The 17,863-nt window shown below is 46.7% G+C and carries 16 protein-coding genes, 1 other RNA gene and 1 pseudogene; 7 read left to right on the top strand and 11 right to left on the bottom strand.

Annotated elements, in window-relative coordinates; all coding sequences use genetic code 11:
* Positions 1 to 14: 14 nt before the first annotated feature.
* The 4 genes from QMG91_RS16080 to metK all read right to left on the bottom strand — a co-directional run bounded on the left by QMG91_RS16080 (position 15) and on the right by metK (position 4,089).
* Positions 15 to 1,073, bottom strand: coding sequence for a FecCD family ABC transporter permease (locus QMG91_RS16080; protein ID WP_281830476.1), 1,059 nt, complete (start codon positions 1,071 to 1,073; stop codon positions 15 to 17).
* The gene (locus QMG91_RS16075; RefSeq protein ID WP_281827644.1) at positions 1,027 to 1,977 is read right to left on the bottom strand and encodes an ABC transporter substrate-binding protein; all 951 of its coding nucleotides are present in this window, start codon (positions 1,975 to 1,977) and stop codon (positions 1,027 to 1,029) included. The genes QMG91_RS16080 and QMG91_RS16075 overlap by 47 nt, the downstream gene beginning before the upstream one ends.
* 1 nt (position 1,978) lies before the next feature.
* Positions 1,979 to 2,731 (bottom strand): ABC transporter ATP-binding protein, encoded by a 753-nt coding sequence (locus QMG91_RS16070; protein ID WP_281827643.1) that lies wholly within the window; start codon positions 2,729 to 2,731, stop codon positions 1,979 to 1,981.
* 206 nt (positions 2,732 to 2,937) lie between these two features.
* Complete coding sequence (gene metK, locus QMG91_RS16065) at positions 2,938 to 4,089, bottom strand: methionine adenosyltransferase (RefSeq protein ID WP_004409338.1); 1,152 nt, start codon at positions 4,087 to 4,089, stop codon at positions 2,938 to 2,940.
* Positions 4,090 to 4,411: 322 nt separating this feature from the next.
* Here metK and tkt point away from each other — a divergent pair.
* Positions 4,412 to 6,404: pseudogene (tkt, locus tag QMG91_RS16060) on the top strand (transketolase).
* Between the two features lie 47 nt (positions 6,405 to 6,451).
* Here the strand turns inward: tkt and QMG91_RS16055 are convergent.
* Complete coding sequence (locus QMG91_RS16055) at positions 6,452 to 6,688, bottom strand: hypothetical protein (protein WP_022549524.1); 237 nt, start codon at positions 6,686 to 6,688, stop codon at positions 6,452 to 6,454.
* A 318-nt stretch (positions 6,689 to 7,006) separates the two neighbouring features.
* Between QMG91_RS16055 and epd the strand changes: the two genes are divergently transcribed.
* The 4 genes from epd to mscS all read left to right on the top strand — a co-directional run bounded on the left by epd (position 7,007) and on the right by mscS (position 11,733).
* A complete protein-coding gene (gene epd, locus QMG91_RS16050) occupies positions 7,007 to 8,044 on the top strand; it encodes an erythrose-4-phosphate dehydrogenase (protein WP_004401349.1) in 1,038 nt (345 codons plus the stop codon).
* Between the two features lie 127 nt (positions 8,045 to 8,171).
* Positions 8,172 to 9,332, top strand: coding sequence for a phosphoglycerate kinase (locus QMG91_RS16045; protein WP_281827641.1), 1,161 nt, complete (start codon positions 8,172 to 8,174; stop codon positions 9,330 to 9,332).
* A 157-nt stretch (positions 9,333 to 9,489) separates the two neighbouring features.
* Positions 9,490 to 10,566 carry a class II fructose-bisphosphate aldolase gene (gene fbaA / locus QMG91_RS16040; RefSeq protein WP_004401347.1) on the top strand — a complete coding sequence of 359 codons (1,077 nt, stop codon included), beginning with the start codon at positions 9,490 to 9,492 and terminating at the stop codon, positions 10,564 to 10,566.
* 300 nt (positions 10,567 to 10,866) lie between these two features.
* On the top strand, positions 10,867 to 11,733 hold the full coding sequence (gene mscS / locus QMG91_RS16035) for a small-conductance mechanosensitive channel MscS (protein WP_022600526.1): 867 nt from the start codon (positions 10,867 to 10,869) through the stop codon (positions 11,731 to 11,733).
* A 95-nt stretch (positions 11,734 to 11,828) separates the two neighbouring features.
* On the opposite strand, the gene QMG91_RS16030 is transcribed toward mscS, so the two are convergent.
* On the bottom strand, positions 11,829 to 12,461 hold the full coding sequence (locus QMG91_RS16030) for a LysE/ArgO family amino acid transporter (protein WP_281827640.1): 633 nt from the start codon (positions 12,459 to 12,461) through the stop codon (positions 11,829 to 11,831).
* Between the two features lie 137 nt (positions 12,462 to 12,598).
* On the opposite strand from QMG91_RS16030, the gene QMG91_RS16025 reads away from it, so the two are divergent.
* Positions 12,599 to 13,495, top strand: a complete 897-nt coding sequence (locus tag QMG91_RS16025; protein WP_281827639.1) for a LysR family transcriptional regulator ArgP — start codon at positions 12,599 to 12,601, stop codon at positions 13,493 to 13,495.
* Between the two features lie 81 nt (positions 13,496 to 13,576).
* Positions 13,577 to 14,272, top strand: coding sequence for an oxidative stress defense protein (locus tag QMG91_RS16020; RefSeq protein ID WP_004401343.1), 696 nt, complete (start codon positions 13,577 to 13,579; stop codon positions 14,270 to 14,272).
* A 79-nt stretch (positions 14,273 to 14,351) separates the two neighbouring features.
* On the opposite strand, the gene serA is transcribed toward QMG91_RS16020, so the two are convergent.
* The 5 genes from serA to zapA all read right to left on the bottom strand — a co-directional run bounded on the left by serA (position 14,352) and on the right by zapA (position 17,720).
* Positions 14,352 to 15,581 carry a phosphoglycerate dehydrogenase gene (gene serA, locus QMG91_RS16015; RefSeq protein ID WP_004401342.1) on the bottom strand — a complete coding sequence of 410 codons (1,230 nt, stop codon included), beginning with the start codon at positions 15,579 to 15,581 and terminating at the stop codon, positions 14,352 to 14,354.
* 254 nt (positions 15,582 to 15,835) lie between these two features.
* Positions 15,836 to 16,492 carry a ribose-5-phosphate isomerase RpiA gene (rpiA, locus tag QMG91_RS16010; protein WP_281827638.1) on the bottom strand — a complete coding sequence of 219 codons (657 nt, stop codon included), beginning with the start codon at positions 16,490 to 16,492 and terminating at the stop codon, positions 15,836 to 15,838.
* Positions 16,493 to 16,609: 117 nt separating this feature from the next.
* Entirely contained in the window at positions 16,610 to 17,227 is a 618-nt protein-coding gene (locus QMG91_RS16005) for a 5-formyltetrahydrofolate cyclo-ligase (protein WP_281827637.1), read from the bottom strand.
* Between the two features lie 2 nt (positions 17,228 to 17,229).
* A non-coding RNA gene (gene ssrS, locus QMG91_RS16000) (6S RNA) lies at positions 17,230 to 17,413 on the bottom strand.
* Positions 17,414 to 17,417: 4 nt separating this feature from the next.
* On the bottom strand, positions 17,418 to 17,720 hold the full coding sequence (zapA, locus tag QMG91_RS15995; RefSeq protein ID WP_004401339.1) for a cell division protein ZapA: 303 nt from the start codon (positions 17,718 to 17,720) through the stop codon (positions 17,418 to 17,420).
* Positions 17,721 to 17,863: the final 143 nt, after the last annotated feature.

Here is a 17,863-nt window from a genome sequence, read left to right as displayed (position 1 = left end):
GTCTTCTCCGTTTTCTAGTTACCATCTCGCTTCTCCATCAGAATCGAGATAATAAACAAGGCACCAAATGCGGTGGTGACGACGCCTAAAGGCAATTCTTGTGGTGCAACAAGCGTTCTGGCGAGAATGTCACTAAGCAGCATCACCAGCGCACCTAGCAGTGCCGATGTTATGAGCAGCTTTTTGTGTAATGGTCCGGCTATTTTCTTTGCGATGTGCGGCACCATCAGACCGATAAACCCCACGACGCCGATGATTGAGACGAAGCATGACGTCGCAAAAGCACAGACAACAAACACCACGGTTTGCAGCTTTTTGGTATTGACGCCCATGGTTTGAGCAACGTCATCTCCGGCAAGTAAACAGTCGAGCTGGCGGTAGCAGAGCACCCCCAATATCCCCAACACTGCTAGTCCGGTAATCACAATGAGAAGGTTGTCCCAACGTGCACTGCCTAAACCGCCCAGCGACCAGAAAAGGATGGAGTGAGCGGCACGTTGGTCGCCATTAAAAACTAAGAAATTCGTGAGTGCCGTGAACAGAAACGAAATCGCTAGCCCTGCCAGAACGATCTGAGATGACACTTGCCCACGTACTTTTCTGACCAGAAACAGAACTGCGGTGGCGGAAACTATGCCACCGATAAATGAGGCGAGGGGAAGCGTCCAGACGCCTATAGTGCTCCCGATAACGGTGATGACAAATACGGCTCCGGTCGCTGCGCCAGATGACAAGCCAAAGATAAAAGGGTCGGCAAGATCGTTTTTAGTGACGGTTTGCAACAGCGCCCCGACAACCCCCAGACCCGCGCCACAGATCATTGCTACTAAAGTTCTGGGAAGGCGCAAATGCAACACAACTTGTGCGATAGGCGTTTCTGCATTGGATTCCAATGCTTTCGAGACAACCTCGATAACCTGCGCCAGAGAAAGGTTAACGCTCCCCAGGCTCAGGGAAAGCAAGGCTAACGCCATGAACAGTACACTGAACATTGCGGTGCTCAGCGTGACTGGATTGAAAAGAAGGCTACGGCTGTTCATTGATTGCCTGAATACGAGTCGCCAGTTTTTCAATGGCATCTAGATTAGCTGGTCCCGGTGTGATTTCCTCATAGCGCAAGGGTACGTATTGACCGAGTTTCACCGCAGTTGTGGTTTTCATTGCCGGGTGCTTTTCTAGGAAGCGCTGCATTCCTTTGGCTCCCGTACCATTTTGATAATCCAAAAGAATAATCAAATCTGGGTTATGCAATGCCACGGATTCCCAAGAGGTTAAACCCCAACTGATGCCGAGATCTTTCATAATGTTATCGCCACCCGCTGCTTCAATCATGGCGCTGACAATGGCGTATTTGCCTGCGGTAAAAGGCTTGTCTTCGCCTGAATCGTAAAGAAAGACTTTGAGAGGTTTTTGTCCTTTGGTGCTGTTCTGAATCTTGGTTAACTGGCTTTTCCAGCCCGAGATCAACTGTGTTGCTTTGTCCTGTTTACCGAATAAGGTGGCAAGGCGGCTCACATCATCGAACATCTGCTCCATGGTGGCGGGCTTTTTGTTTTTCAGAATGTGGCTGCAGCTTTCATTCAGGATAAGGGTATCGGTGCCAAACTCTTTCAGTGCTTCAGGTGTTACGGAGCCGCCAAGTCTCATTCCATAATTCCAACCAGCAAAAAACACATCGGGCTTGGCATTGACCAAAACTTCCAGGGAAGGGTACTTCGGCGCCAGCTCTGGAATACTGCCTTGCAACTGCTTAAAAGCTGGAGTGGTTTTGTAGTACCCACTGATGCCGGTTACGCCAATCATGTGTTCATTAAGCTCTAGCGCAAACGCCATCTCCGACATATTGATATCGTGGGTGATCAAGGTTTTCGGAGGAGTATCCAGAGTAAGCGGTGTTCCGCAGTTATCGACGGTGATTTGAGCGTGAATGGGCGCAGTAAAGAGTAAGCAGAGCGCTGAGGCGAAGATTCTTTTCATCTTAAGTCGTTCCTTGGACCAGTTCTATATCAAGAAAAGGGCTGGTGTTTAAAGTCCGTGTGTTGGTGGCATGGATGACGTCCACATCAAAAATAGATTGAAGCTGCTGTTGAGAAAGCAAGGTTTCAGAGCGACCTTTGGCGATAAGCCTACCGCGTTCCAGTATGGCAATGTGAGTGGCAAATTTAGCGGCAAGGGTAATGTCGTGGAGTGAACAAATCAGAGTGGTGTTCTTTTGTTTGAGTAGTGATAGCACTTCACCTTGTGCGCATGGATCCAGGTGATTAAGCGGTTCATCCAAAACCATAAATTCGGTTTGCTGGCATAGCGCTCTGGCGATATGTGTCCGCTGCTTCTGACCACCCGATAATTGCCCGAGCCTCTTATCCAGTAAGGAATCGATTTTCAGTGCTCTGGTCACTGTCTCGATGATTGACTGGCAGGGGAGTGGCGGTGAGGAAGTCAGTCGAATGTACTCTCGCAACGTTAATCGACCATCAACATTACTGTGTTGAGGGACATAGCTGATGAGTTTCGCTTTTTCCTCATGCTTCATGCGACTGAGCGACTTCTGATTAAAGGTTACGTCACCAGTAAACGGGAGTAAATTGGTGATGGCTTTCAGTAACGAAGTTTTTCCAGAGCCATTACGCCCGATGATCACCCAGCGCTCATTTCTTTGAATTTCAAGATCCAAAGGATGAAGCACAAGTGCCTGTTGTAACTGGACAGAAAGGTTGTGGCAATGGAGCATGAGCAGCAGAGAACGATAGTTATTTAGTGCGTCTCTGCAATCTATCGGGTTAACGTTTGCGTGACTTTGATCTAGGCACGTAAAATCCCCACAAATTCAAATTAAATTAATGATGTAGCAGGTATTCGAGGGGTGAAATAGATGTAAAAAAGCCTCTGAGAATCAGAGGCTTTCGAATACGTTATTTGTCTGGAAAGGTAAGAACCTTACAGACCAGCAAACTCGCGCAGAATTACGGCTTTATCTGTTGCTTCCCATGGGAATTCTTCACGACCGAAGTGACCGTAAGCTGCTGTCTTCTGGTAGATAGGCTGAAGCAGGTTCAGCATTTCCTGAAGACCGTATGGGCGTAGGTCGAAGTTCTGGCGAACGGCTTCGATGATGATGTCGTGAGACACTTTCTCAGTACCGAAAGTTTCCACCATGATAGACGTTGGATCAGCAACACCGATAGCGTAAGAAAGCTGAATCTCACAACGGTCAGCCAGACCTGCAGCAACGATGTTTTTAGCAACGTAACGTGCAGCGTAAGCGGCACTGCGGTCAACTTTTGATGGATCTTTACCAGAGAATGCACCGCCACCGTGACGAGCTGCGCCGCCGTAGGTATCAACGATGATCTTACGACCAGTCAGACCACAGTCACCCATAGGACCACCGATAACAAAACGACCGGTTGGGTTGATGAAGAACTTAGTCTCTTTGTTCAGCCACTCAGAAGGCAGTACTGGCTTGATGATTTCTTCCATTACTGCTTCACGAAGGTCAGGCGTTGAAACCGAATCACAGTGCTGAGTTGAAAGTACAACTGCGTCGATGCCTACGATCTTACCTTGATCGTATTGGAACGTTACCTGAGATTTTGCATCTGGGCGCAACCAAGGAAGTGTTTCGTTTTTACGAACTTCCGCTTGCTTTTGAACCAGTAGGTGAGAGTAAGTGATTGGAGCTGGCATGAATACATCAGTTTCATTGGTTGCGTAACCAAACATGATGCCCTGATCGCCCGCACCTTGTTCTTTAGGGTCAGACTTATCAACACCCTGGTTGATGTCTGGAGACTGCTTACCGATGGTGTTCAGAACTGCACAGGAATCTGCATCGAAACCCATGTCTGAGTGAACGTAACCGATATCACGAACCGTTTGGCGTGTCAGCTCTTCGATGTCTACCCATGCTGAAGTGGTGATTTCACCACCCACCATTACCATGCCCGTCTTCACATAGGTTTCACACGCTACGCGAGCTTTTGGGTCTTGTGCCAGAATCGCATCAAGAACTGCATCAGAAATTTGGTCTGCAATCTTATCTGGATGACCTTCTGAAACAGACTCAGAAGTGAATAGGTGCTTTGCCATGATAGCTCCACTAAAAAAGGTGAAGAGACCGGTTTTATGTAACCCATCTCGTTTAAATACAGTATTTTTTGTAGGTGTTTCTACATCTAGACGTCTATTCTAATTTCGAAAAGGCAGATTTCAAGCAAATTTTGTACATATCTCATAACCAATCGATTGCGCAATGTTGCGTATTTTCGAAGACGTTGGCGCAGATTGTAGAAAAAGAGTAGTGAACGTCACGAAAATGGTCGGTAAATCGATTGCAGCACCTATTGTGCTTTGCGACAATACGCCCTCACAATTTCTACTTTCAATTCGCTTAATGCATTCAGGAGCAGACATGTCCTCTCGTAAACATCTGGCTAACGCAATTCGTGCTCTGAGCATGGATGGCGTTCAAGCAGCGAACTCCGGTCACCCAGGCGCACCTATGGGTATGGCAGACATCGCTGAAGTTCTTTGGCGCTCTCACCTAAACCACAACCCATCGAACCCTGAGTGGGCAGACCGCGACCGCTTTGTGCTGTCTAACGGTCACGGCTCGATGCTGATTTACTCTCTGCTTCATCTGGCGGGTTACGATTTGCCAATCGAAGAGTTGAAGAACTTCCGTCAACTGCACTCTAAAACGCCGGGTCACCCAGAATACGGTTACGCACCAGGTGTTGAGACGACGACGGGTCCTCTGGGTCAGGGCATCACCAACGCTGTAGGCATGGCACTGGCAGAGAAATCTCTGGCGGCGCAGTTCAACAAAGACGGTCACGACATTGTTGACCACTTCACTTACGCTTTCATGGGCGACGGCTGTCTGATGGAAGGCATCTCGCACGAAGCGTGTTCTCTTGCAGGCACATTGGGTCTTGGCAAGCTGATTGCGTTCTGGGATGACAACGGCATCTCTATCGACGGTGAAGTGGAAGGCTGGTTCTCTGACGACACGCCTAAGCGTTTTGAAGCGTACGGCTGGCATGTGATTCCAGCGGTCGACGGTCACGACGCTGAAGCCATTAATGCAGCGATTGAAGCCGCGAAAGCCGACCCTCGCCCGACATTGATTTGTACTAAGACCATCATCGGTTTCGGTTCACCAAACAAATCCGGTTCGCACGACTGTCACGGTGCGCCATTGGGTCATGAAGAAATTGCAGCAGCACGTGAGTTTTTAGGTTGGGAGCACGGTCCTTTTGAAATTCCGCAGGAAGTCTACGCAGAGTGGTCTGCGAAAGAAGCAGGCGCAGCTAAGGAAGCAGCGTGGAACGAGAAATTTGCAGCTTATGAAGCAGCGTATCCAGAGCTTGCCGCTGAATTCAAGCGTCGAGTAAACGGCGACCTGCCAGCAGAATGGGAAGCGAAAGCGAACCAAATCATTGCTGACCTTCAGGCAAACCCAGCCAACATCGCATCACGTAAAGCGTCTCAAAACGCACTGGAAGCCTTCGGCGCTATCCTGCCTGACTTCATGGGTGGCTCCGCTGACCTTGCGCCTTCAAACCTGACCATGTGGTCTGGCTCTAAGTCACTGACGGCAGAAGACGCGTCCGGTAACTACATCCACTACGGTGTGCGTGAGTTCGGTATGACGCCATCATGAACGGTATCGCGCTACATGGCGGTTTCGTTCCTTACGGTGCCACCTTCCTGATGTTCATGGAATACGCGCGTAACGCAATGCGTATGGCGGCACTGATGAAAGTGCAGAACATTCAGGTATACACGCACGACTCCATCGGTCTGGGTGAAGACGGTCCGACTCACCAGCCAGTTGAGCAAATTGCGTCTCTTCGTCTGACACCAAACATGAGCACATGGCGTCCATGTGACCAGGTAGAATCTGCAGTCGCATGGAAACTGGCGATTGAGCGCAAAGACGGTCCAACATCGCTTATCTTCTCTCGTCAGAACCTGACCAGCAAGAGCGTGACGCAGCACAGGTTGCTGATATCGCAAAAGGCGGTTACATCCTGAAAGACAGCGATGGCAAGCCTGAGCTTATCCTGATTGCAACGGGTTCAGAAGTCGAGCTGACTGTAGAAGCAGCAGCGAAACTGACTGAAGCGGGCAAGAAAGTTCGCGTCGTATCTATGCCTTCTACGGACGCATTCGACAAGCAAGACGCGGCTTACCGTGAATCCGTACTGCCATCAGACGTGACGGCGCGTATCGCTGTTGAAGCGGGCATCGCTGACTTCTGGTACAAGTACGTAGGTTTCGACGGTCGTATCATTGGTATGACAACATTCGGTGAATCTGCACCAGCAGGCGAACTGTTCAAGATGTTCGGTTTCACTGTAGAAAACGTGGTTGAGACGGCAAACGAATTGCTGGCTTAATCGAGTAGCCTAAAAGACAAAACCGAGCCAGTGGCTCGGTTTTTTTATCACTCGAATTCGTTTCCGCGATTGTCCAGCGATTTGGTGTTACACGCTTTACAGGTGACGTAGCGATTCATATCGTGGTATTCACCTGCGTTTATCCATGAATGGAGAAACAGCTTTATTCTGCCGGATATAGAATAGTCGGTATCGTAGCGGCTTGGCTTACGTACCATCATTTCTTTGTGGCTGGTGGTCGTCCTACAGGTATCACAATACTGTTCGGCTGGCCATTCTGTCATGTGCGTGTCCTTTTGGTGAAAAAATGATTTTAGAAAGCGCCAAAAGTTGCACGTGATTAATGTACTAGAATAAGTTTCTAATGTTCAAAGGGTTAGATGATTTGATGCGAGTGACTTCATGTTTTTAACTTGTTGCTTTGCAAGTTCCAAGTAAGTCAAAATTGAATCCTATTATTTGTGCCATTCACAGCAAGGCATCAGGTGCGGTTTTGGGGCGATGAAAGCAGGTTCAGACAAAGGTTAACCTCAGTTAGCTTGTGAAGTTTTAGTAATATCAGTTACTATCTGTTCCACGCAATTTATGTGAGGACAGCGGTGATGCTAAAAGTCGCGATCAACGGATTTGGTCGAATTGGACGCAATGTTTTGCGTGCAGTCTATGAAAGCAATAAGAACCAGCAGATCAAAGTGGTTGCGGTGAATGAACTGGCTCAGCCTGAAGCCATGGCACACCTACTTCAATACGACACTTCTCACGGTCGGTTTTTCAAAAAAGTTTCTCACGATCAAGAGCATCTGTTTATTCATCACGAAAGTGGTGAACATGACTCTATTCGAATCCTACACTTGGAAGACATCAACTTATTACCGTGGCGTGATCTTGAGGTCGATGTCGTGCTTGACTGTACTGGCGTATATGGTTCTCAGGAAGATGGCCAGAAGCACATTGCAGCAGGTGCTAAAAAAGTGCTGTTTTCACACCCGGGTGCAAGTGATTTAGACAACACCATTATCTATGGAGTGAACCACGAATCTCTCGTGGCAGAACACAATGTGGTTTCGAATGGTTCTTGTACCACGAACTGTATTGTCCCAATTATCAAAGTGTTAGATGAAGCCTTTGGCATCGACTCTGGCACCATTACTACCATTCACTCTTCTATGAATGACCAGCAGGTCATTGATGCGTACCACTCGGACCTACGTCGTACGCGGGCTGCGAGCCAATCTATCATTCCTGTCGATACTAAGTTACATTTGGGAATCGAACGTATATTTCCGAAATTTTCCAACAAATTTGAAGCAATTTCGGTGCGTGTTCCCACAGTAAACGTCACCGCAATGGATTTAAGTGTAACAATAAATACGAATGTGAAAGTTAATGACGTAAATCAAACCATTATTAACGCATCTCGGTGTACATTACACAACATTGTTGACTATACTGAGGCGCCGTTAGTTTCCATCGACTTTAATCACGACTCCCACAGTGCCATTGTAGACGGCTCACAAACGCGTGTGAGCAACGGACATCTTGTGAAGATGCTGGTGTGGTGTGATAACGAATGGGGTTTTGCTAACAGGATGCTTGATACGGCGTTGACCATGCACAAATTGGGCTATACAACGCAGTAAAAGTTTAATTTTGGGGCTTGAAATAAATGCAATTCGCCCCAATTTATGCAAGCAGTTTTAGAATTTATTGGCTTAGCAAGAAGCTGAGCTTTCAGACTTTATAAATTGAACGTTGAGAGGACAAATCATGTCTGTAATCAAGATGACTGACCTGGAACTAGCAGGTAAACGTGTATTCATCCGTGCTGACCTAAACGTACCGGTAAAAGAAGGCAAAGTGACTTCTGATGCACGTATCCTTGCTTCTCTGCCTACTATCAAGCACTGCCTAGAAGCAGGCGCGAAAGTAATGGTGACATCTCACCTAGGTCGTCCAACTGAAGGTGAATACGCTGAAGAGTTCTCTCTACAACCTGTAGTTAACTACCTAAACGACGCACTAGATTGCGACGTGAAACTGGCAAAAGATTACCTTGACGGTCTTGAGCTAAACACTGGTGAGCTAGTTGTTCTGGAAAACGTTCGCTTCAACAAAGGCGAAAAGAAAAACGAAGAAGAACTGTCTAAGAAATACGCGGCACTTTGTGACATCTTCGTAATGGATGCATTTGGTACAGCTCACCGTGCACAAGCGTCTACTCACGGTGTTGGCATGAACGCGCCAATCGCATGTGCAGGTCCTCTTCTTGCTGCTGAACTGGAAGCACTAGGTAAAGCGATGGATAACCCAGAGCGTCCTCTGGTTGCTATCGTTGGTGGTTCTAAAGTTTCTACTAAGCTGACTGTTCTTGAGTCTCTGTCTAAAGTTGCAGACCAACTTGTTGTTGGTGGCGGTATCGCAAACACCTTTATCGCAGCTGATGGTCACAACGTAGGTAAGTCTCTATACGAAGCAGACCTGGTTGAAACTGCACAGAAACTAATGAAAGAGTGTTCTATCCCGGTAGCGACTGATGTGGCATGTGCAAAAGCGTTTGACGAAAATGCAGAAGCGGAAATCAAGCCAGTTTCAGAAGTAGCTGACGACGACATGATCTTCGACTTGGGTCCAGACTCAACAGCTGCTCTTGCTGAAATCATCGGTAACGCGAAAACCATCCTTTGGAACGGTCCTGTTGGCGTATTTGAGTTCAAGAACTTCGAAGCGGGTACAGCGGGTATCTCTAAAGCAGTCGCTGAATCTGCAGGTTTCTCTGTAGCAGGTGGCGGTGACACACTAGCCGCTATCGACAAGTTCGGTATCAAGGGCGACGTTTCTTACATCTCTACAGGTGGCGGTGCGTTCCTTGAATTCGTTGAAGGCAAAGTTCTGCCTGCAGTAGCGATGCTAGAAGAGCGCGCTAAGTAAAGAATTACCGAGAGCGGGGGAGCATTCTCCCGCTTTCTTGTTTGCTGCATGCCGAATGGTTCTCTGTTAGAATACCCCGCGTTGTGAGCAAACGTTTGCAAGAATTTAAACTTACCCAGTTTTATTTTTAAAACGACAGATAAATAGGATTACATCCATGTCTAAGATCTTCGACTTCGTAAAACCAGGTGTTATTACTGGTGATGACGTTCAGAAAGTTTTTGAAGTTGCTAAAGAAAACAACTTTGCACTTCCAGCGGTTAACTGTGTTGGTACTGACTCTGTAAACGCAGTACTAGAAGCAGCAGCTAAAGTTAAAGCGCCTGTTATCGTTCAATTCTCGAACGGCGGTGCTGCTTTCTTCGCTGGTAAAGGCGTAAAACTTGAAGGTCAAGGTGCTCAAATCCTTGGTGCTGTTGCTGGTGCGAAATACGTGCACGCTGTAGCTGAAGCTTACGGTGTACCAGTAATCCTACACACTGACCACGCTGCTAAGAAACTGCTTCCATGGATCGACGGTCTACTGGACGCTGGTGAAGAGTTCTACGAGCAAACTGGTAAGCCTCTATTCTCTTCTCACATGATTGACCTTTCTGAAGAGTCTCTAGAAGAGAACATCGAAATCTCTGCTAAGTACCTAGAGCGCATGGCTAAGCTAGACATGACTCTAGAAATCGAACTAGGTTGTACTGGTGGTGAAGAAGACGGCGTAGACAACTCTCACATGGATGCGTCTGAGCTTTACACTTCTCCAGAAGACGTAGCGTACGCTTACGAGAAACTGAACGCTATCAGCCCACGTTTCACTATCGCTGCTTCTTTCGGTAACGTACACGGTGTATACAAGCCAGGTAACGTTGTACTGACTCCAACTATCCTACGTGATTCTCAAGCTTACTGTGCAGAGAAGTTTGGTATTGCTCCAAACGCTCTAAACTTCGTATTCCACGGTGGTTCTGGTTCTTCTCAAGAAGAAATCCAAGAGTCAATCGGCTACGGTGTTATCAAAATGAACATCGATACTGATACTCAGTGGGCAACTTGGGACGGTATCCGCGCGTACGAAGCAGAAAACCGCGACTACCTACAAGGTCAAATCGGTAACCCAACGGGCGAAGATGCACCTAACAAGAAGTACTACGACCCACGTGTATGGCTACGTGCAGCACAAACTTCAATGGTTACTCGTCTAGAGCAGGCATTTAAAGACCTTAACGCTGTAGACGTGCTATAAGATAGCCATTTACTTACTTCAAAAACCCGCTTTCGAGCGGGTTTTTTTATGCTTGCGATCTTGGTAAAGCCAGCTAAAGTTGATGAGGGTTTATCTGTAGGGTTGCATAAGTCTTTCTTAAAAAGACCAAATTTTTAAGCCGCTGTCTCAATATTAACGAGACTATGACTTTTCATACGTTCAATTGTAAGATATTTTGTCGAAATTCTGTCGCAGAGACGTCGTTCCCTAAATTAGCAGTTCATAGCTGACGGGGAATGAAACACAACAAATCAAAATAAAACCTAGAGGTAAATAGGAATGGCAAGCGAACCATCAGTGGTTGATAACTTAAACTTAGCAGGAGGAGTCAGTGAAATGGAATCTTGGCTGACAAATAACTCGGATCTGATCATCCAGTACGGTGTGAATATTCTTTCAGCAGTTCTGATACTGTTTATCGGTAACATCATTGTTAAAGCAATCGCAAACAGCGTTGCTAAGGTAATGAAGAAGAAGAACATGGATAAAGCGGTAGTGGAGTTTATCCACGCGCTGGTTCGTTACCTGTTGTTCGTTATCGTTCTTATTGCGGCGTTAGGTCGCCTTGGTGTACAAACCGCTTCAGTTGTTGCTGTAATTGGTGCGGCTGGTTTGGCCGTTGGTCTTGCACTTCAGGGCTCATTGTCTAACTTTGCTGCGGGTGTGCTTATTGTAGCGTTCCGTCCATTCAAATCGGGCGATTACGTTGAAATTGGCGGCGTATCTGGTTCTGTTGATTCCATTCAGATTTTCCAAACCGTTCTTACTACACCAGACAACAAGATGGTTGTAGTACCTAATGGCGGTGTTATCGGTGGTCCAATCACAAACTACTCTCGCCATCAGACACGTCGTATCGACCACGTTATTGGTGTTTCTTACGGTTCTGACTTGAAGAAAACCAAAGAGATCATTGCTGAAACTCTGGCAAAAGATGAGCGTATCCTGAAAGAACCAGGTGTGACTATTGGTGTGGTTGCGCTGGCTGACTCTTCGGTTAACTTTGTGGTTCGTCCATGGGTGAAAACCGCAGACTACTGGAATGTTTACTTCGATTCTCTGCAAGCAATCAAAGAAGCTCTTGATGAAGCTGGCATCGAAATTCCATTCCCACAAATGGATGTAAACCTAAACAAAGCCGACTAGCTGTCGAACTCAATTTTAGGGTTACTCGAAAACTAAAAAAGCGCTTAACGAAAGTTAAGCGCTTTTTGATTTCAGAGAGTGCAATTCGTGTGCTGTTAAATCATGTATTGTTGCCACAAGCCTTTAGCAAGAATAAAGGCGATGGTAAACATCATAGCCGCGACGCCAATATCAATGCCTTTTTTCACCTTAGGTTTTGATAGCGTTGGTCCCAATTTGGCTGCACCCATCGATAAACTGTAGAACCAGGCGAATGACGCCAGAATAGTACCGATAGCGAAGGCAATGCGGTCGTGCCCTTCATATTGCCCACCGATGGAGCCCAGTATTACAACCGTATCCAGATACAAGTGCGGGTTTAAAACAGTTACCGCCAATGCGCCCAAAACGACAGCACGTTTTCCGCGAGCCGTAATTTGTGCGGTGGATTCTTTTTTCTCAGCAGGTGCAAATGCGCTCTTCAGGGACATTAAACCATAGACCGTCAGGAAAGCGATACCACCAAGAGTGACTGAAGTCAGCAATACTTCATTTTGTGACAGAATGGCGCCGCCGCCAAAAATACCCAGCGAGATAAAAAAGACATCCAGCAAACTGCAAATTGTCGCTGTTGTCAGGTGATGATTACGTTTAATGCCTTGGTTTAGTACGTAGGCATTTTGCGCACCGATAGGAATGATCATCGTTGCTCCCAACCCAAAACCTTGTAATAACACCCAGAAGTTCACAGCTTTACCCTTACCAAAAAATAGAAATATCAAAAATGAGTGGCGAGGATAATTGTTTGCGCAAAATAAATTAAGCTAATAATTTTAATGATAGATAAGTTAGACTTATGTAGTGAAGAGGACCAGGAGAAAAAGTGATGCGCGGATTAGATTATCGATGGATTGAGGCACTGGACTGTGTGATTACTCAGCGCGGATTTGAGAGAGCCGCTGAACAGCTTTGTATTTCTCAGTCTGCGGTATCACAGCGAATTAAACAACTTGAGAAATGGCTAGCGCAGCCAGTATTGGTTCGTGAGCAGCCGCCCAGAGCGACTCAGGCTGGCAAGAAGTTGTTGGGTCTCTACAGGCGGGTCTGTCTGCTTGAAGAAGAGCTGCTGCCCGAACTTAGTACCGAAAACAGTGAGCGTCCCTTGTCTGTGGCGTTAGCAACGAATGCCGATAGCCTGGCAACTTGGTTACTGCCAAGTCTTTCTCCTTTGCTCAGGCAAAAGCGTGTGGAACTGAATTTGGTGGTGGATGATGAGGGGAGAACCATAGACAAGTTGCGAAGTGGGGAAGTGGTCGGAGCCATCAGCTTGGAAGCTCAGCCTATTCCCGGTTGTGATGCCGATTATCTGGGACGTGTCGATTATCTTTGTGTCGCAAGCCCAGAATTCTGCGCACTCTATTTTCCAGAAGGCGTCAATCGCGAAGCGTTAAAACGTGCCCCCGCCGTTGCTTTTGATCAGCATGACGACATGCACGAGCGATTTGTTCACCAGCACTTTAATTTGCCTACGGGTAGCGTGTTAAAGCACACAGTCCGAAGCTCAGAGGCATTTGTTAAGTTAGCGTTGAGTGGCGTAGCGTATTGCTTAATTCCAAGGCAGCAAATTGAAGCCGAATTAGAGAAAGGTGTGCTGATAGACATTACGCCTGGGTTCTTTCTGTCTCACAGAATGTACTGGCATCACTGGCAATTAGAGAGTGGGGTGTTAAAAGAAGTGTCTCAATCGATCATTGACTATGCGCGTACGCATTTGCCTCAGTAAAGTTTGTGTCAATTATGATTCAGAGTGGAATCAAATTAACACTTGTGCGTCTATTATAGCGAAGCAACCGAGGAGAACGGCATGAAAAAACTATCGATGATCGGCGTATTGTTGATGGGCGTGATAATGACACCCGTCAACGCAGAAGAGCTCTCTTTCCCACATATTTCTACATCGGGATACGGAGAAGTGACGGCAGTCCCTGATATGGCAGAATTTACCGTTCAGGTAGTGGAAACCATGATGACCGCGGAGCAGGCGAAGCAAGCAGTAGATAAGGCAGTCAGCTCGTTTGTTGAACGTCTAACTCAGGCAGGTGTGAAGCGAGACAACATTTCCAGCACTAACCTCTATCTGGCACCTCAATATCACTATCCCAAAAGCGGTAAAGTGGAGTTGGTGGGTTATCAGGCGTCGCGCAGTGTGACGGTTACTGTTGAGGTGTTGGAGAACCTCAACAGCTATCTAGATGGCGCTTTGGGCGATGGAATTAACCGTGTCGATGATATTCAGCTCAAAGTAAAAGATGAGTCTAAGTATCAGCAGCAAGCCCGTTTAGCTGCGATAAAAGATGCCAATGATAAAGCGCGCTCACTGGCAGAAGGTTTTGAACTTGATGTCGATAGCGTCTGGCGAATCAGTTACAACAACAGTTCTCATAGCCCGGCTTTGATGCGCAGCATGGCATTGGGTGCCGAGAAAGCGTCTAACAGTTATCAGGATTCCAGTATTGTCATTCGTGACAGAGTGGACGTGGTATACAAGCTTAAAGACTGAACTGACGTCTTTAAGTGAATCGAGTGAGATAGAAACGGGGACGCATCAAGCGTCCCCGTTTAGTTATATACGAGTTGAATTAGTGAAGAATGCGGGCACGGATTGTGCCTTCAATGCTCTTCAGCTTTTTCAGAGCTTCTTCTGAACGATCAGATTCAACATCAATAACTACATAACCCATTTCTGAGTTGGTTTGTAGATACTGACCTACGATGTTGATGCCTTCTTCAGCGAAGATGGTGTTAATCTGAGTCAGGATACCCGGGCGGTTCTCGTGGATGTGAAGCAGACGAGATGCGTCCAGATGTTCAGGAAGTGATACCTCAGGGAAGTTCACACTTGATAGTGTCGAACCGTTGTCTGAGTATTTCGCCAGCTTACCTGCCACTTCCACACCGATGTTTTCCTGCGCTTCCTGAGTCGAACCACCAACGTGTGGTGTCAGAATACAGTTATCGAACTGAATAAGTGGAGATTCGAACGGGTCAGCGTTAGTTTTCGGCTCAACAGGGAATACGTCGATGGCCGCACCTGAAAGATGACCCGTATCCAGAGCTGAAGCCAAGGCTGGAATGTCTACTACCGTACCACGAGCGGCGTTGATAAAGATTGAACCTGGCTTCATGCGAGCAAATTCCGCTTCACCCATCATGTTCTTAGTACCATCTGTTTCTGGTACATGCAGTGTAATCACGTCACACTTGTTCAGCAGTTCACTCATTGTGTGAACTTGGGTTGCGTTACCCAAAGACAGCTTGTTTTCAATGTCGTAGAAGTAAACGCGCATACCCAGGTTTTCAGCAATGATACCTAGCTGAGTACCAATGTGCCCGTAACCAATAATACCAAGACGCTTACCACGAGCTTCGTAAGAGCTGTCTGCACTCTTCTTCCAGATACCGCGGTGAGCAAGAGCATTCTTCTCTGGAATACCACGAAGTAGAAGCAAAATCTGACCAAGCACAAGCTCCGCAACACTACGCGTGTTGGAGAATGGGGCATTAAATACTGGAATACCGCGTTTTGCAGCCGCTTTTAGATCAACCTGGTTTGTACCAATACAGAAACAGCCAACTGCTACTAGCTTTTCAGCAGCCTGAAAAACCTTTTCTGACAGGTTAGTACGGGAACGGATACCAATGAAATGTACATCTTTTACTGCTTCGAGTAAGTCTTCTTCGGCAAGAGAACCTTTGATGTATTCAATGTTGGAGTATCCAGCCGCTTGGAATACTTCTACAGAAGAAGGGTGAAGACCTTCAAGGAGGAGAATTTTAATCTTATCTTTTTGCAGTGAAACTTTGGCCATTGATTATCGTCCTTAAACTTCGGGCTAAAAGCGATACACAGAGGAGAGACGCAAACGTTTTCCTTATGTATGTATTGAACAATAAAGTAACAAAAAATATTCGCTTTGGGTAAGAAAATTACGGAATAAGGAATAATTTCTTCTATGAAAAGAAACAAAAACGGCACCTTTTGGTGCCGTTTGTAATCAAATGACGGAAATGCATGATTGAGGGCGCATAAAAATGCAAATATCTCCAATCAAAGTATGCACTTTTACTCTTCGATTCTTGCACCTTCCGGAGTGCCAGTGATAACAATATCAGCACCGCGATGGGCGAACAGACCTACGGTGACGACACCTGCAATGCTGTTGATTTTATCTTCCATTTCTTTCGGATTTTGTATTTTCATACCGTATACATCCAAAATCACGTTACCGTTGTCAGTAAGTACACCTTCTCGGTAAACCGGATCGCCACCCAACTTCAGCAATTCGCGAGCTACGTAAGAACGTGCCATTGGAATCACTTCAACAGGCAGTGGGAATTCGCCTAGAGTATCAACCGCTTTCGTACCGTCGACGATGCAAATGAATTTTTTCGAGATGGCTGCGACAATCTTCTCACGTGTTAGCGCCGCGCCACCACCTTTGATCATTTCGCGGTTTGGGTTGATTTCGTCTGCGCCGTCGACATAAATGTCCAGCTCAAAAACGTCATTACATTCAAAAACTTCGATTTCGAGTTCTTTCAGGCGCTGGGTAGACGCTTCTGAAGAAGATACAGCACCTTTGATTTCTTCTCTGATTGTGCCTAGCGCATCGATGAAGTGATTAACGGTCGAACCAGTACCAACACCGACAATACTGCCTTTTTCAACATACTTAAGTGCTGCCCAGCCCGCGGCTTTTTTCATTTCATCTTGAGTCATGCCTATCTCCAGAATTTAGTGAACTAATGAAATCCGCGCGATTATATACTCATTCCAACGCGATATGCAGTGATCAGCGCGAATATATTGTCTTTTTGATCATTTAAATTTCAAAGCTTAGTTCTGTTGCCAGTGCCAGGTTTTAGCGGGGGTGATGATGGTTTGAAGAGGAACGTCCCACGCCTCAACAGGAAGGGCATCAACCTGCTGGCAGTTATGTGCCAAACCAATGGCATGGCTACCGGATGTGGACTGCCACGTCGATAAGGTGCGATCATAGTAGCCACCACCCATGCCTAGACGTTGTCCGCTGTCGTCAAAGGCAACGAGCGGCGTGAAAATCACGTCTATTTGAGAGGCAGGAATAATGTCCTGAGTTCTGAGTTTTGGTTCATCAATGTTGTACTGATTTGGCACCATAATGGTTGTTGGCGTGTATTCTAAAAATAAAAGGTGACCATTTGAGAAAGGGTGGATAACTGGTAGACAGACCGTTTTATTTTGCTGCCAATACCACTCAATGACGGGCGATAAATCCAGCTCACCGTCAACGGCAAGGTATAAAGCGACAGTGTTGGCTGATGTTGCCATCGGAAGTTGTTGGAATTGGAACAAAAGGTCATCAGAGGCGTGTTGTTGTTCTTGTGCCGAAAGGCTACGTCTTTTCTGACGGATTTCTTTGCGTATGGTTTGTCTTTGCTTCGCAGATTCAGCGGAAAGAGAGAAGTTTTGCATTGAGGAACCCCAGGGTGCCGTTGAGGATTGTGGCCCTTGAACCAGCTGGTTCAAGGCGGATCAGCAATGGTAACCGTAGGCTTCTCGGTTCGAGCCGAGCTTGCTCAATAGCTATCAAGTACTAACCCTTAAGTATTGCTTATCGGCTCAGGGACTTAAATCCGCTGACGCACACCCCAGGGTAAAATCGTTATTCGCGTCCTAGCTGTTTGAGCGCACCGTCTAGTGACGCCGAGAGCAGTTCCATTCGCTCTGTAATTTCGCTGGCTTGACCTTGCTTTTCCTGATTGGAGAGCTGAAGTTCGTAACAGATGTTCAATGCAGCAATAGTGAGAAGTTTTTCTGTATTGGTTACCTTAGTTCTTTCCGCCATTTCATTCAATCGCGTATTCAGATCTTCAGCGGCTTTAAGCAAGGACTCTTCTTGCCCCGGAGGACAATTCACTCGCGTCAGCTTTCCCAGAATTTCAACTTCAACTGCCTGATTACTCATTACGGTACACTCTCGACCAAACCAAAAACAGAGCGCGACTGAACGCGTCTGTCAGGGAGGAAACTATAGGTAAAGCGACTATAAGATTCAAGCCTTTCCATGATCGTTTCCCCAGATTGCGGGACTAACTACACACGAAATCG

This window comes from Vibrio nigripulchritudo (assembly GCF_027924785.1).
Classification (GTDB): domain Bacteria; phylum Pseudomonadota; class Gammaproteobacteria; order Enterobacterales; family Vibrionaceae; genus Vibrio; species Vibrio nigripulchritudo.
Note: the sequence above shows the minus strand (reverse complement) of the source record. Positions and strands in the feature narration are given on the sequence as shown.